Origin of the sequence: Amaricoccus solimangrovi, from assembly GCF_006385685.1 — a bacterium.
In the GTDB taxonomy this organism is placed as follows: domain Bacteria; phylum Pseudomonadota; class Alphaproteobacteria; order Rhodobacterales; family Rhodobacteraceae; genus Amaricoccus; species Amaricoccus solimangrovi.
This window is the reverse complement of sequence record NZ_VFRP01000048.1, coordinates 1-14,115: the sequence shown is the minus strand read 5'-3', so window position 1 is coordinate 14,115 and position 14,115 is coordinate 1. Positions and strand designations below refer to the sequence as shown.

The following is a 14,115-nucleotide window of genomic DNA, read 5'->3' as shown; positions in this document are numbered from 1 at the left end:
CAAGACCTGCGACATCAAGGATCCCGCGCAGAACATCAACTGGACCACGCCCCAGGGCGGAGACGGGCCGAATTACCCCAACATGTGATGGCGGAGCGGCGCCCTGGGGCTACAGCGCGCGGAGCGCCTCCCCGATCTGGGCGCGGACTCTCTCGGCGCGGGCGGGAAGCTGACGGTTCCTCCGCTGGATCAGCCATAGGTCGTGCCGCACCGGGCGTGGTAGCGGAACGATGCAAAGCCGGTCGCGCTCGGGATACGTGTCGACGCCGCTGCGCGGTAGAATCGTATAGCCGATCCCCCGCGCCACCGGCGCCGGAATCTGGCCGATCTGATTGATGAAGCTGCGCCAAGCGAGCCGCTCCGCCCCCGGGTAGTCGTCCGGGAAGTTCGCGCCGAGGAGTTCGTCGGCATGGGCGAATCCATCCGGATGGGCGACGAAGCCGAGCGCCTCGAGTTCGGCGAGACTCACGGGAGCCGCGGCGCCGCGTGGCAGGATCAGGCAGAGCTCGTCCTGCCCGACGCTCTCGCCTTCGAGCCGCGGATGCGCCGGCGGGTGGGAGATGATGCCGAGATCGAAGCGCCCCTCGGCGACGCCCTCCACGACCCGCGCCTCGGGCGCCGCCTCCAGCATGAGCAGGAGAGCCGGCGCGTCGGCCATCAGGGCCAGGAACCGCGGGTAAAGCAGCAGGGCTATCGAACCGGAGCAGGCGACGGAGACCTGCCCGGCGTCGGGATCGTCGTGACGGAGCGTCCGGCGCAACTCCCGGTCCTCGTCCCGACGGCGCTTTCCGATGGCCAGCACGGCCTCGCCCGCGGGCGTCGGCGTGAAGCTCTTCCCGTCCCGCGACAGAAGGGCTTCCCCCACTTGGGCCTCGAGCTTTCTTATGTGCTGGCTCACCCCGGGCTGGGTCATGTTCAAGGCGGCTGCGGCCCGGGTGAAATGCGCGGTCTCGCAGAGGGTGACGAAGGTTTCGAGCCAGAGCGCGTTCAGCACCGCGTCATGCCGTTCCGTTATCAAGATAAGGACAAACGATAATTGGATGATTGCGCTCTGTCACCCCATCTCGGGGGCGGATGACCCAGAGAGGCAGACATGAACCCGACAACTCCGCGAACGTTTTCCCACATCGGGCTTTCGGTGCCCGATCTTGATCGCGCGGTGGCCTTCTACCGCGACGTGATGGGCTTCTATGTGATCATGGACCCGACCGAGATCCACGAGGACGACAGCGCGATCGGCGTGATGTGCGACGACGTGTTCGGTTCCGGTTGGGGCAGCTTCCGCATCGCCCACCTCGCCACCGGGGACAGGATCGGCTTCGAACTCTTCGAATTTCCCGGCAATCACGCGCCCGAGGACAACCTTCCCCACCGGCAGGTCGGCCTGTTCCACTTCGCGATCCAGGATCCTGACCTCGAGGGCCTGCTCGCGCGGATCGTCGCGGCGGGCGGAAAGCAGCGGATGCCGGTGCGCGAGTACTTCCCCAGCGAAAAACCTTACCGGATGGTCTATGTCGAGGACCCCTTCGGCATCGTCTTCGAACTCTACTCGCACAGCTATGAGCTGACCTATTCGGCCGGAGCGTACAACTGATCATGAGCAAGACCGTTTTCGATCCTGTGGAACTGGGCGGCCTGCTCCTGAAGAACCGCGTCGCGATGGCGCCGATGACCCGCGCGCGGAGCCCGCGCAACGTCCCGAACGAAGAGACCGCGCGCTACTACGCGCAACGCGCGGGCGCCGGGCTCGTCATCACCGAAGGGACCGTCGTCTCGGCCGAGGGGTCGGGCTTCGTCGATTGTCCCGGGCTCTGGTCGCGCGAACAGGTCGCGGCATGGCAGCCGGTGACCCGCGCGGTGCACGATCAGGGCGCCGCGATCTTCGCGCAGATCTGGCACGTCGGCCGCGTCAGCCATACCTCGCTCCAGCCGGGCGGCGCGGCTCCCGTCAGCAGCACGGCGCGGCGGGCCGAGAACTCCTCGGCCTTCGGCATCGGGCCCGATGGCGCGCCGGGTTTCGTGGCCGCGTCCAAGCCCGTCGCGCTGGACGCGGCCGGCATTGCCCGCGTGGTCCGGGACTTCGCCGACGCGGCCGAAAACGCCGTCGAGGCCGGATTCGATGGCGTCGAGATCCATGGTGCGAACGGCTACCTGATCGAGCAGTTCCTGAACGGCGCGGTAAACGACCGCCGGGACGCCTACGGCAGCCAGACGGTCGAGAACCGCATCCGCTTCGCGCTCGAGGTCGTGGACGCCTGCGCGGCCCGGATCGGCGTCGCGCGGGTCGGCATCCGGCCGTCGCCCTTCGGCCGGCTGCACGACCTCGGTGATTTCGACGGCGAGGAGGAAACCTTCCTCGCTCTGGCCGCCGCGCTCGGCGCGCGTGGCGTCCGCTTCATCCACATCATGGATCAGGCGAGCCGCGGCGCGCCCGCGATGCCGGCGGATTTCCTCGCGAAGTTCCGCGCCGCCTATGACGGCGTCCTGATCCTCGCGGGAGGCATGAACCGGAGGAAGTCCGACGCGATGATCGCCGAGGGATTGATCGACATCGCAGCCTTCGGCGCGCCATTCACGTCAAACCCCGATCTGGTGGAACGGATGCGCCACGGCTGGCCGCTCCGGGCGCCCGAGTCCGGCACATTCTATGGCGGCGACGCCCGCGGCTACACCGACTGGGCCACATTTTCGCCCCGGGAAGTGGACGCATGAAGCCGGTCCCGCCGACCGGCGGCGACGGCGCGGCGCTGCCCGAGGGGGAGGGCGCGGTGATGATCGCGACGGTATGCCGGGGCTCGATCCCATCCGGCCCGGCGCCTTGCCGCTGCGCCAGATCGCGGGCACGCCGCTGACATCGATGTTCGGCGGCCGGATCTCGGCGCGGCTCCGCCGGCCGACGCTGTTCATGGTCGTCGGCATCGCGCTCGAGGCTCGGGGTATCGGCGGTCTCCGTTTCTTCGCAGTGACCGAGGCGGGGACGCCCTGGTTTCCAGAGCCGGTGAAGCGCCACGAGTCGGACCGGTCGCGCTCGAAGCGAAGTCGTGCCCTGCTCGCATTGGCCACGGGCTAGGTGACGGCGACGCCTCTGGCCTCGACCCGCTCCGCGAGGACAGGATAGAGCCGCTCGGCCGTCTTCGCAAAGATCCAGTCCTGATCGGGTTCGCCGAGGCAGGAGAGCGCGGCCCTCGCTTCCGCGATATGCTCCGCCAGCGTTCCGACGGAGGCGGGGAAGTTCGATCCCCAGGCAAGGCGCTCGGCACCGAAGACGCTGACGAGCCGCGGATAGAAGGTCTCGGGGCGGCCGGCCCCTTCGTAGGACGCGCGGATGCCGTTGGTGATGACCTTCAGGTGAACGTTCGGATAGCGTTCGAGCATGAAGACGTGCTCGGATCCGTGATAGGGGGGACCCTCCTGGTAGTTCGGCTTCAGCGTGTTGTCCACGAGCACCGTCGCCTCGGGGAAGCGGCTGAGCATTTCCAGAAGCTGCGGCAGACCTTCGGGGCGAAGCTGCGTGGTTATGGTCACGCCGAGTTCGATCGCGGCCTCCCAAACCGGAAAGCTGCGCGGGTCGGAAAGCTGCGAGGTCTGAGCGTCGAAATGTGCCCCGGCGGTATAGAGCCGGATACCGGTGAGGCCCCGGCCGACCCAGCGCCGGAACACTACCTCTGCGTCGGGCGCCAGAACGTCCATCGAGAAACACCCGGTGAAACGGCCCGGATTGGCCTCGATAACGTCGGCCAGATAGGACGGATCCGTGCCATAGGTGGTGGAGGAGTGGACGATACACGCCTTGTCCACCCCCGCGTCGTCCATCTCCGCCACCAGTTCCTCGAAGCTCCGGGGCCGGGACGCCGACCAGGGCGAGCGCCGGCCCTGGATCGGGTCGATCGGATACTTCGCGGTGTCCTTCGAGATGATGTGCGGATGAACGTCGATCAGTCTGGCAGCCATTGTGAACCCTTGCATCTGGTGCCGGGGGCGGACCCCCGGTGGCGCGAAGGCGCGCCGTTCAGGCCCTTGTCTTCCGCTCGAGCGCCTCGGCGTCCGCGGCCAGCGACGGGTCCACGATCTGGTCGAACGGCATCACGCCCTTCTGGATCCCGAGCGAGATGTTGAGATCCTGCATCCAGTCCACCCGCGCCTGATCCATCGGCAGGCCCTCTCCGAACACGTTGTTATCCCGGATGTATTTCCACTGCAGGCTCGCGATCTCGGGGGATTCCTTGCCCGAGGTCGCGGTCTTGCGGGCGTCGATCCAGGCCTGTTCGGAATCGCCTTGCTGCATGAAGCGGTAGAGCCGGCGGTAGGCCGCGAGCGTCCGCACCAGGACGTCACGCCGGGAGCCGATGATGTTACCGCTCGTGTAGGAAGCCTGGCCGGTGTATTCGGGCAGCGCCTTCAGCACCTCGGCGACCGCGTGCACCTTCCACTTGTCTGGCTCGTACATGAACATCACCTCGCCGACGCCCGCGTCCACGACGCCGGCCGTCACGGCCCGGAAGATCTCGGTATTGCCGCCGATGTTGACGAAGATGACGTCCTTCTCGTCAAGCCCGACCGTCCGCAGCAGCGCGGTCATGTACATGTTGACGTTCGAGCCGGTCGAGCCCGCGCCGATCGTCTTGCCTTTGAGATCGGCGAGCGTCCTGATGTCGTCCCGGCCGCTGTAGAGCACGGACATCGAGCCCTTGCCCGCCATCGCCACGATCTTGAGGTCGGCGCCCTTCTCGATCGCCGGAAGGATCTGGGGGAAGCCCGAGTAGACGCAGATGTCCGACTCGCCGCTGTAGAGCGAGGCGATCACCTTCGATCCATCCTTCACCGGAATGAAGCTCGGCACGAGATCGAACTCGCCGAGAAACCCTTGGTCCATCATGAGCTGGGTCATGGTGACGACCGTCAGGCCCGCGGTGGTCGCGATGCTGACGTCGTCTCCCGCGGCGCGGGCGCGCCCTGGAAGCGCGATCCCTCCGACAGCCGCCGCCGAGGCCCCCAGCAGGAGCCCGTTGAAATTCCGCCTGTTCAGGCCGTTGTTCATTTACCTTCCTCCCAGAAGAATGGGCTGGCGCGTCCGGCCCCCTCGATCGCGGGGCGCCGGGCGCGCGCGCGGCGCGTCGGATCAGTCGGTGAATCGCCAGGCGGCCAGACGCTTCTCCGCCGCCTTCGCGCCGGACTGGAGCAGGACCCCGAGAAGCATGAGCGTCAGGATCGGCACGAACATCGTCGCGGTGTCGTACATGTTGCCGTACTTGGTGATGAGCGCCCCGAGCCCGCTGATCGCGGTGAAGAATTCGGCCACCACCAGCGCGATCACCGCCTTTCCGACGCTGAGGCGGATGCCCGCGATCATGTAGGGTATCGCGGAGGGCAGGATGATCTTGAGGAAGATATCCCGCTCGCTCGCGGCGAAGGCATCGCCCACGTCGATCAGCTGAGCGGGCACGTTCTTCACCCCGGCTATGGTGTTGATGAGGATCGGGAAGATCACGGTCATGGTGACGAGGAAGATCTTCGTCGGCGCGCCGAGGCCGAGCCAGAGGACGATGAGCGGCAGGATCGCGACCTTCGGCGTCGAATAGAGCGCGCTGATGATCCAGTCCACCGACGCCTCGAACCTGCGGTAGCGTCCGACCAGCAGTCCCAGCACGAGCCCGATCACCGTGCCGAGCACGAAGGAGATCACCAGCGTCTTGAGGCTGGTGATGAGCGCGGCGATCAGTTCGCCGTTCTCGATGAGCGTCACGAAGGATCGCGCGATCGCCGTGGGATAGGACGCGAAGAGGGGGTTCGCCTGCCGGCCGAAATATTCCCATGCTCCAAGGACAAAGATGATCGAGGCGACTCGGATGCACCAGAGTTCCCGGTTGCTCGGTCCGGAGGTGGCGATGTCTTCCACGTCGATCTCCGCGGATTCCTTGAGGTCCGCGCCGCTGAGCGCTGCGTCTCTTGCCGTCATTTGGTCCTCCCCTGTGCTGGCTTACGCCACCGCGGCCGTCTTCTGACTGATGAGTTCCCAGACCTCGTCGCGGATCTGCTGGAACCGGGGTTCGCCGCGAAGCTTCGAGAGCGGCGGGCGAGGGCGCGGGAACGGCACGTCGATGATGGTCTTGACGCGGCTTGGCCTGGCGCCGAGCACCACGATCTGGTCGCTGAGATAGATCGCCTCGTCGAGATCATGCGTGACGAAGAGGACGGTCTTGCCGGTTTTGCTCTGGATGCGCAGCAGTTCGGCCTGAAGCTCCTCGCGTGTCTGGGCATCGAGGGCGCTGAATGGCTCGTCCATGAGCAGGAGCGCGGGATCGATCGCGAGCGCGCGCGCCAGTCCGACACGTTGCTGCATGCCCCCCGACAGCTGGTGCGCGTATTGCTCGCCAGCCGCCCCGAGGCCGACGAGCTTCAGGAGCTCGGCCGCGCGCTGGCGCCGGACATCGGCTGGCACGCGCCGCAGTTCCAGCCCGAATTCGACATTCTCGCGGGCGGAGCGCCAGGGCAGCAGGCTCGCCTGCTGGAAGACGAAGCCGCGATCCTGTCCGGGCGCGCTGACCGGCTTGCCGTCGACCTTGACGTTGCCCGCGTCCCGCGCGACGAGGCCCTGCACGATGCGCAGGAGCGTGGTCTTGCCACAGCCGCTCTCTCCGATGAGCGAGACGATGTCGCCTTCCCGGACCTGAAACGAGATGTTCCTGAGAACCGGCAGGAGACTTGGCGGCGCCCCGCGTCCCGCGCTGACCCTGAAGGTTTTAGACAGGTTCTCAACTGACAGCTTGATGCGTCGCGCCAAAGGCTTTCCTCCCCATGTTCGCCGGAGCCAAGGGCGATGCGTCCGACGTCGCGTTCTTTTCGTGCCGGACATTCTTCCGGCTTCGCCTCCGCGGAGGCCGTCCATCACGGCCCAGCGAGCGCGAGAACCCAGATGCGCCCCTTTGACGATGCGATTTGCGAATCGTCGTTCTCGCTGCTTTTGCAACGCAATGATGCATTCCTTTTTGCATCCAAAACAAGATAAAATTTCCCGTGTAGCGGGGTCGTAGCTCCGGTCCGGCGAGAGAGACCGCCGGACGCCCCGGCGGTCAATTCGCCGGATCGCCGTCAGGCTCGGGCATTTCCGCCGGCCCCGGCTTGCCGAGCCGGGAGAACGCCAGGATCAGCCCGCCGAGGATCAGCATCGTCAGCCCCGCGCCCGCCATTGCCTGACGCACGCCGATCAGCCCGGCCAGCCCGGCCCAGGTCGCGGCCCCCAGCTGCACGAGGCCGCGGTTCAGCAGCATGATGGAGAGGATGCGCCCGCGCATGTGGTCGGGGGCGCGAAGCTGGAGGAGCGTGTTGTTCGAGGCGCTGCAGGCGATGTGCGTCGCGCCGACCGAGAAGAGCAGGGGCAGCGCCAGCCAGAGCGCGGGCGCCAGCGAGAACCCGACCAGAAAGACGCCGAACAGGATCAGGAACACCAGCATGGCCAGCGCCGAGGCGCCCCATCGCGGCGCCGCGGCGAGCAGGAGCGCGCCGCCGACCGCGCCCGCGGCGGCGCAGGAACTCAGGAGCCCCAGCCCCTCGGGACCAATGTCGAAGACATCGTAGGCGAAGACCGCGAGCAGCGTCATGTAAGGCTGGCCGAAGAAGGTCGGCACCAGCGCGACAAGGACGAGGAGCAACATCGTGGTGTCCCGCCAGGTATAGGCCAGACCCTCGGCGATGCTGCGGCTCAATGGCTCCGGGCTGACGACCCGCCGCGCCGTTTCCTCGAAACGCATCGCGTGCAGGGTCCATATGACCACGAGGAAGCTCAGCCCGTTGACGAGGAAGCAGATCCCGGTCCCGAGCGAGGCGATCAGCAGGCCTGCCAGCGCGGGTCCGACGATCTTCGTCACGTTGATGGTCAGCGAGTTGAGCGCGACGGCGTTCGGAAGGACCGCGGCGGGAACGAGTTCCGCGATCAGCGAATGGCGCGCGGGAAGATTGAACGAGATGACGATCCCCCGGCCGGTCGCGATCACGAGCACCGCCCATAGCGGGGCGTGCCCGCTCAGGACCATCGCGGCGAGCGCGAAGGCGAGCAGCATGGCGATCGACTGGGTCACCATCATCATGCGCCGCCGCTCGACGCGGTCGGCGACGGCGCCGCCGATCAGCGTGAAGGCGAGGATCGGTACCGCGCGGCAGAGATTGACCAGCGCGAGTTCGAAGGGCGAGCCGCTCGTCGAGACCACAAGCCAGTTCAGCGCGACCTGATCGAGCCAGTCTCCGGTATTGGAGATGAGGGTCCCGACCCAGAGGAGCCGGTAATTCCGGTGACCCAGCGCCGAGAAGGTCCGGCTCAGCAATCCGGCCGCGCGGGACGCATCCTCGTCGGATGGCGGCGCATCGGTGATTTGAACTCGCTGTCGCATGGCTTGTCGGGTCCCGGAGTGAATCAAGGCGCCGCCGATCCCTGAAACCGAGCCACGCGTTATTTTGGATACAATCTAGCATCTCCTTTTGGCAAGCCAGGTCGGCGGGGAAGCGTTCGCCGACCAATGATCCGCGTCCGAACGTGCAATCACACCCGCCCGTCATCAAAACCCTTGCGTCACCTTTGTAGCATGCTATTTTGCATTCAAAATAAGATACACACATCGGGAGGATTCATGTCGGCGGAGAGACTCTACGCATATGTGGCGCACGGGCCGCGCGATCTCTCGGTCTGGGCGATGTCCGGGACCGGAGACTTCAGCAAGCTCCAGGAATTGCCGATCAACGATCGCGATCTCGCTCCCGGCACACCCATCGGCCGCTTCGCCGCGCTCTGTGTAAGCCCGGACCGCCGGTTTCTCTTCGCATCCGACAGGGCGGCGCCCTATGGCATCCGGAGCTGGGCAATCGATCGCGAGAAGGGCACGCTCACCTATCTCGGCGACAGCCCCGCCGCCGACAGTTCGCCCTACATCATCACCGATCCGCCCGGGAATTTCCTGCTCGCGGCGCATAATCCGGTGGACCCCGATCGGCGCACGGGCTTCGTCAGCGTCGCCGCGATCCGCGAAGGCTTCGTCCAGGCGCCGCACCAGGTCATCCGCACGCCGCCGAAGACCCATGCGATCCAGGTCGACGCATCTGGGCGCTTCGTCCTGTTGCCCTGCTGCGACGCCGACGTCGTCGTGCGGCTGCGGTTCGACTGCCGGACCGGCCTTCTCGACTCCGATACGCTCTCGCCGCTGGTGACCCGCCCCGGCGCCGGCCCCCGCCATTGCGTCTTTCATCCCGGCAACAGGTTCGCCTACGTCAACAACGAGTATGACGGGACGATCTACGCGTATTCCTTCGACCCGCGCGATGGCGCGATGTCGGAGATCCAGGTGGTCCAGACACGCCCGGCGTCGGCGGGACCGGACGAGAACGTCCGCGTCGGCGACCTGCGAATCTCCCCGAACGGAAAATTCCTGTTCACGACCGTGCGAAGCGGATCGACCGTCGTGGGCTTCGCCGTCGATCCCCGGACGGGCCTTCTGACCTCCATCGGGCAGACCCAGGTGGATGGAGAGGCGCGCAGCCTCGCCTTCGATCCGCTCGGCCGGTTCCTCGTCGTGAACGGGCGGCTGACGCATACCGCCCATACCTACCGGCTCGATGGGGAAACCGGCGCGCTGGACAAGGTTTCGGCGTTCCGGGCACCGGACCATCCGGGCTGGATCGAGCTCGTCAACCTGAGCTGACCTGCCGGACCGCCCTTCGGCGGCCCTACCCAAATGCGCGCCCAGCGAGAGGCGCGGCGATCATCCAGGGGGGAATAATGGTTGTCGTCAAACGGCTGGGCTCGGCCTTCGTGACGCTGCTCGCCATCAGCCTGGTCGTCTTCGTGCTGTCCCGCATGTCCGGTGACCCGCGCGAGCTAATGCTCAGCGAATACGCGACCGCCGAGGACTACGAACTGCTGAACGAGAGGCTGGGCCTCGACAAGCCCTATTACGCCCAATACGGCGTCTTCCTCGCGGACGCGGTCCGCGGCGACCTCGGAGAGTCGATCCAGGCGCGCCAGCCGGTGCTGACGCTGATCCTGCAACGTCTCCCTGGAACGCTCGAACTCGCCGGATCCGCCTTCGTCGCCATCATCCTGGCCTCGGTCCTGCTCGGCGTGGCGACGGCGGTCTGGCGAGACACCTGGGTGGAAACCGCGGGGAACATCGTGGCCGTCGTGGGCCAGTCCGTCCCCGCCTTCTGGCTGGGGATCGTGCTCGTCTACGTCTTCGCGCTGACGCTAGGCTGGCTTCCGATGGCGGGGCGGGGCGGCTGGCTCTATCTCGTGCTGCCCACGCTGACGATCGCGGCCAACTCGCTCGCGGCGCTGACGCGGCTCCTGAGTTCGGCGATGACCGAGGCGATGGACGCCGAGTACGTCAAGTTCGCGAACGTCAAGAGCGTGCCGCCGTGGCGAGTGACGATGGTGCACTGCCTGAAGAACGCCATCCTGACCCCCTTCACCTACGCGGGGATCATTCTCGGACAGCTCCTGACCGGTTCCATCATCGTGGAGACCGTCTTCGGCTGGCCGGGGATCGGGCTCCTGGCGCTGCAGGCCGTGCAGACGCGCGACTATCCGCTGCTCCAGGGCGTCGTCCTCGTGTTCGCGATCATCTACGTCGGCATCGCGCTGCTCGTCGACGTCGCCTACGCCTATCTCGATCCCCGTATCCGGCACTGACCGGAAGCCGCAGGGAGGCAAGCAGATGCAGACCACCAAGACCGCCCCGGAGTCCACCGCGCCGGATCTGCCGGCGGCCCCGGCCGTCAGTCTCGCGACCCGCCTGAGGCGGGCGCTCAGGGGAGCGCCGCTTCCCGCCGTCGCCTTTCTCGCGCTGGTGCTCGGCGTGGCGCTCCTCGCCGACCTGATCGTTCCGCATGATCCGCTGACCGGCGACCTGCGCGCCTACAGCCTGCCGCCGGCCTGGAAGGCGGGGGGCAGCGTCAGCTACTTCCTCGGCACCGATCTGCTGGGCCGCGACATTCTTTCGCGCATCATCATGGGCGCGCGGATCTCGCTTATCGTGGCCGCGGCGTCGATCGCGCTCGGTGGCGTGCTCGGAACCGTCCTCGGGCTGCTCGCCGGCCATTTCGGCGGCTGGATCGACGAGGTGATCATGCGTCTGGTCGACACCCAGCTCTCGCTTCCGTCGCTTCTCGTCGCTCTCGTGGCACTGGTGGTCTTCGGGTCGAGCTTCACGGTGCTGGTGATCCTGATCGGCGTCTGGCTCTGGCCCAACTACGCGCGCATCGTGCGAGGCGAGACACTCCGGATCCGCCGCTACGACTACATCTCGCTCGCGCGCATCGCCGGCTGCTCGACCTGGCGCATCCTTTTCGTCCACGAACTGCCCGGGATCTACAACACGCTCATCGTCATGGCGACGCTGCAGGCGGGCTGGGTCATCCTTCTGGAAGGCTCGCTGAGCTACCTCGGGGTCGGCGTCCCACCCCCCACGCCGAGCTGGGGCTCGATGATCGCCGAGGGACGTGGCGACCTGGCGAGCGCATGGTGGATCTCGATGTTCCCGGGCCTTGCGATGCTCGCGACCGTTCTCTCCCTCAACCTGCTCGGAGACTGGCTGCGCAGGACACTCGATCCGAAGCAGGTGAACCAGTGAACGCGCACGGCCCAAGCCCGAGTCCTCACCCCAGCGCCCGCCGGAGCGAGGCACCGCTGCTCGAGGTCAGGGACCTGACGGTGGAATTCAAGACGCGCCACGGCGAGGTTCGCGCGCTCGACCGCGTGAGCTTCGACCTGCGCGCCGGGGAAACGCTGGGGATCGTCGGCGAATCCGGCAGCGGCAAGTCGGTGACGGCGCGCAGCATCATGCGGCTGCTTCCGCGCAACGCGCGGGTCACCGGCGGAGAGATCCGTTACGATGGGCGCGATCTCCTGACGCTCTCGGACCGGGAGTTTCGTGGGATCCGCGGCAAGGCGATCTCGATGGTGCTGCAGGATCCGCTGACCTCGCTCAACCCGGTGTTCAGAATCGGCTGGCAGGTCGGCGAAGCCGTGACCATCCAGCAGGGCCTGCGCGGCGCCGCGCGGGATGCCCGCTCGGTCGACCTGCTGCGCGGCGTCAACATTCCGGCGCCGGAGATCCGTCTCCACAACTACCCGCACGAGATGAGCGGCGGCATGCGTCAGCGCGTCGTCAGCGCCACGGCGCTCGCGGGGAACCCGCGCATCCTCATCTGCGACGAGCCGACCACCGCGCTCGACGCCACGATCCAGGCCCAGTTCCTGAACCTGCTGCGCGGCCTGCAGGAGGCCTATGGGCTGGCGATCATCTTCATCACCCACGACTTCAGCGTCGTCGCCGAGATGTGCGACCGGGTGGCGGTGATGTATTCGGGCCAGATCCGCGAGCGCGGGGACGTCTTCGAGATCTTCGACCACCCGGCGCACCCCTACACGCGCGCGCTGCTCGCCTCGGTTCCGAAGCTCGGCGAGACGGAACGTCTGACCACGATCCCCGGCCAGCCCCCCAGCAGCGCCAACAAGCTGCCCGGCTGCGCCTTTGCCCCGCGCTGTCCGATCGCCGACAGCGTCTGCCACGCCTCCGAGCCGCCGGACATGGCGCTTCGGGATGATCACACGTCGCTATGCTGGAGAGCCCAATGAGCGCGATGACCGCCGACGTGCCTGTTCTCGAGTTCAGGAACGCCAGCAAGCATTTCGCCCTTTCGCGCGACAGGGTGGTCCGCGCGCTCGACGGCATAGACCTTGTGCTGGAGGCCGGTCAGACGATCGGGGTCGTGGGGGAATCGGGCTGTGGCAAGACCACGCTCTCGAAGCTCGCGCTCATGCTGCAGCGGCCGACGGGCGGGGAGGTGCTGTTCCGCGACATGGAGGTCGGCGCCTTCGGGCGCGAGGACTGGAGACGGTTCCGGACCTCGGTCCAGGCGGTGTTCCAGGATCCCTGGAGTTCTCTCAACCCCCGGATGCGCGTCATCGACATCATCGCCGAGCCGCTCGTCGCCAGTTCGTCGATGCCCCGCGTCGAGCGGGAGGCGCGGGCGGCGCGGCTGATGGACGACGTGGGCCTGCCGCGCGCCTTCCTGTCGCGCTTTCCGCACGAACTGAGCGGCGGCCAGCGCCAGCGCGTCGCGATCGCGCGCGCGCTGTCGATCGAACCGCGGCTGATCGTGCTCGACGAGCCGGTCTCGAGCCTCGACGTCTCGATCCGGTCGCAGGTGATCAACCTCCTGAAGGATCTTCAGGAGCAGCGTGGCTACGGCTATCTGTTGATCGGGCACGATCTCGCGACGGTGGCCTACATCAGCCACCGGATCGCGGTGATGTATCTCGGCCGGATCGTGGAGATCAACACGAGCGCGGAGCTCATCTCCGATCCGAAGCACCCCTATACCCAGGGGCTGCTCGCCGCCCATCTGGCGGATCACCCGGCCCAGCGGGGCCGCAACGTGCCGCTCGGCGGCGAGGTGCCCTCGCCGCTGAGCCCGCCGCCGGGCTGCCATTTCCACACGCGCTGCCCGAAGGCGATGGAAATCTGCTCGCGCGTCGAGCCGATGTCGATATCCAGCGGCGCGGGCCTCGTCGCATGCCATCTCTATGGCCAAGCCGGATGACGCCTCGGGACGTCACCGGAACAAGGGAGGATGATCTAGGATGACTGGCGTAATCACGAACTGGGCGGAACTCGGCCGGCGCGACGTCATGCGCCTCGTCGGCGCCGGGGTCTTCGTCGCCGGCCTGGGCGGCGCGGTCGTCTCGCGCGCCCAGGAGGGCGGCACGCTGACGGTGGCGCTCGAGAAGATCGGCAATCCGGTCTACGCGCCCGGCCTGCTCGATACGGTCGCGAAGGACGTCGCCACCGGCACCTTCGCGGAAGGGCTGCTGCGGCGGGGCGAAGGCGGCGCGCTGGAGCCGATGCTGGCCGAGAGCTACGAGGTGAGCCCCGACGGCAGGACGCTGACCTTCCACCTGCGCAAGGGGATCATGTTCCACGACGGAGCGGAATTCACCTCCGCCGACGTGAAATACACGCTCGACACGCTCGTCGTGCCCGACAGCCTTAACTTCGATGCCGGTTTCTGGCGCCGCGCGGTGGAGAGCGTCGAGACGCCCGACGCCTATACCGCCGTCCTGCATCTCAA

The 14,115-nt window shown here is 67.1% G+C and carries 16 protein-coding genes; 10 read left to right on the top strand and 6 right to left on the bottom strand.

The window, feature by feature from the left end; all coding sequences use genetic code 11:
* A partial coding sequence (locus FJM51_RS22065) for a 4Fe-4S dicluster domain-containing protein (protein WP_140455302.1) occupies window positions 1-88 on the top strand: 88 nt, incomplete at its 5' end.
* 21 nt (window positions 89-109) lie between these two features.
* Here the strand turns inward: FJM51_RS22065 and FJM51_RS22060 are convergent.
* The gene (locus tag FJM51_RS22060) at window positions 110-994 is read right to left on the bottom strand and encodes a LysR family transcriptional regulator (protein ID WP_140456280.1); all 885 of its coding nucleotides are present in this window, start codon (window positions 992-994) and stop codon (window positions 110-112) included.
* Between the two features lie 99 nt (window positions 995-1,093).
* Here FJM51_RS22060 and FJM51_RS22055 point away from each other — a divergent pair, with 99 nt between their 5' ends.
* From FJM51_RS22055 to FJM51_RS22045, 3 genes are all read left to right on the top strand, one after another.
* Window positions 1,094-1,594, top strand: coding sequence for a lactoylglutathione lyase family protein (locus FJM51_RS22055; RefSeq protein WP_140456279.1), 501 nt, complete (start codon window positions 1,094-1,096; stop codon window positions 1,592-1,594).
* Window positions 1,595-1,596: 2 nt separating this feature from the next.
* On the top strand, window positions 1,597-2,712 hold the full coding sequence (locus tag FJM51_RS22050; RefSeq protein WP_140456278.1) for an alkene reductase: 1,116 nt from the start codon (window positions 1,597-1,599) through the stop codon (window positions 2,710-2,712).
* 73 nt (window positions 2,713-2,785) lie between these two features.
* On the top strand, window positions 2,786-3,070 hold the full coding sequence (locus FJM51_RS22045; protein WP_140456277.1) for a hypothetical protein: 285 nt from the start codon (window positions 2,786-2,788) through the stop codon (window positions 3,068-3,070).
* Here FJM51_RS22045 and FJM51_RS22040 read toward each other — a convergent pair.
* From FJM51_RS22040 to FJM51_RS22020, 5 genes are all read right to left on the bottom strand, one after another.
* On the bottom strand, window positions 3,067-3,951 hold the full coding sequence (locus FJM51_RS22040) for an amidohydrolase family protein (RefSeq protein ID WP_181164712.1): 885 nt from the start codon (window positions 3,949-3,951) through the stop codon (window positions 3,067-3,069). The genes FJM51_RS22045 and FJM51_RS22040 overlap by 4 nt on opposite strands.
* A gap of 58 nt (window positions 3,952-4,009) precedes the next feature.
* The gene (locus FJM51_RS22035; RefSeq protein ID WP_140456275.1) at window positions 4,010-5,038 is read right to left on the bottom strand and encodes an ABC transporter substrate-binding protein; all 1,029 of its coding nucleotides are present in this window, start codon (window positions 5,036-5,038) and stop codon (window positions 4,010-4,012) included.
* A gap of 81 nt (window positions 5,039-5,119) precedes the next feature.
* Window positions 5,120-5,956 carry an ABC transporter permease gene (locus FJM51_RS22030; protein ID WP_140456274.1) on the bottom strand — a complete coding sequence of 279 codons (837 nt, stop codon included), beginning with the start codon at window positions 5,954-5,956 and terminating at the stop codon, window positions 5,120-5,122.
* Between the two features lie 21 nt (window positions 5,957-5,977).
* A complete protein-coding gene (locus tag FJM51_RS22025) occupies window positions 5,978-6,781 on the bottom strand; it encodes an ABC transporter ATP-binding protein (RefSeq protein WP_140456273.1) in 804 nt (267 codons plus the stop codon).
* Between the two features lie 289 nt (window positions 6,782-7,070).
* Window positions 7,071-8,318 carry an MFS transporter gene (locus FJM51_RS22020; RefSeq protein WP_181164711.1) on the bottom strand — a complete coding sequence of 416 codons (1,248 nt, stop codon included), beginning with the start codon at window positions 8,316-8,318 and terminating at the stop codon, window positions 7,071-7,073.
* Between the two features lie 303 nt (window positions 8,319-8,621).
* On the opposite strand from FJM51_RS22020, the gene FJM51_RS22015 reads away from it, so the two are divergent.
* The 6 genes from FJM51_RS22015 to FJM51_RS24845 all read left to right on the top strand — a co-directional run.
* Window positions 8,622-9,686 (top strand): lactonase family protein, encoded by a 1,065-nt coding sequence (locus FJM51_RS22015; RefSeq protein ID WP_181164710.1) that lies wholly within the window; start codon window positions 8,622-8,624, stop codon window positions 9,684-9,686.
* Window positions 9,687-9,763: 77 nt separating this feature from the next.
* On the top strand, window positions 9,764-10,672 hold the full coding sequence (locus tag FJM51_RS22010; protein WP_140456270.1) for an ABC transporter permease: 909 nt from the start codon (window positions 9,764-9,766) through the stop codon (window positions 10,670-10,672).
* 25 nt (window positions 10,673-10,697) lie between these two features.
* Window positions 10,698-11,612 carry an ABC transporter permease gene (locus tag FJM51_RS22005; protein WP_140456269.1) on the top strand — a complete coding sequence of 305 codons (915 nt, stop codon included), beginning with the start codon at window positions 10,698-10,700 and terminating at the stop codon, window positions 11,610-11,612.
* 80 nt (window positions 11,613-11,692) lie between these two features.
* Window positions 11,693-12,619: an ABC transporter ATP-binding protein gene (locus FJM51_RS22000; protein WP_233713228.1), complete on the top strand. Its 927-nt coding sequence runs from the start codon at window positions 11,693-11,695 to the stop codon at window positions 12,617-12,619.
* Window positions 12,616-13,587, top strand: coding sequence for an ABC transporter ATP-binding protein (locus tag FJM51_RS21995; RefSeq protein ID WP_233713227.1), 972 nt, complete (start codon window positions 12,616-12,618; stop codon window positions 13,585-13,587). The genes FJM51_RS22000 and FJM51_RS21995 overlap by 4 nt, the downstream gene beginning before the upstream one ends.
* A gap of 40 nt (window positions 13,588-13,627) precedes the next feature.
* The coding region (locus FJM51_RS24845; RefSeq protein WP_306419460.1) for an ABC transporter substrate-binding protein at window positions 13,628-14,115 on the top strand (488 nt) is incomplete at its 3' end.

Coding starts and splice junctions, on each gene's coding strand:
- FJM51_RS22055 (WP_140456279.1), top strand. CDS start 1,094: ATGAACCCGACAACTCCGCGAACGTTTTCCCACATCGGGCTTTCGGTG.
- FJM51_RS22050 (WP_140456278.1), top strand. CDS start 1,597: ATGAGCAAGACCGTTTTCGATCCTGTGGAACTGGGCGGCCTGCTCCTG.
- FJM51_RS22045 (WP_140456277.1), top strand. CDS start 2,786: ATGCCGGGGCTCGATCCCATCCGGCCCGGCGCCTTGCCGCTGCGCCAG.
- FJM51_RS22040 (WP_181164712.1), bottom strand. CDS start 3,951: ATGGCTGCCAGACTGATCGACGTTCATCCGCACATCATCTCGAAGGAC.
- FJM51_RS22035 (WP_140456275.1), bottom strand. CDS start 5,038: ATGAACAACGGCCTGAACAGGCGGAATTTCAACGGGCTCCTGCTGGGG.
- FJM51_RS22030 (WP_140456274.1), bottom strand. CDS start 5,956: ATGACGGCAAGAGACGCAGCGCTCAGCGGCGCGGACCTCAAGGAATCC.
- FJM51_RS22015 (WP_181164710.1), top strand. CDS start 8,622: ATGTCGGCGGAGAGACTCTACGCATATGTGGCGCACGGGCCGCGCGAT.
- FJM51_RS22010 (WP_140456270.1), top strand. CDS start 9,764: ATGGTTGTCGTCAAACGGCTGGGCTCGGCCTTCGTGACGCTGCTCGCC.
- FJM51_RS22005 (WP_140456269.1), top strand. CDS start 10,698: ATGCAGACCACCAAGACCGCCCCGGAGTCCACCGCGCCGGATCTGCCG.
- FJM51_RS21995 (WP_233713227.1), top strand. CDS start 12,616: ATGAGCGCGATGACCGCCGACGTGCCTGTTCTCGAGTTCAGGAACGCC.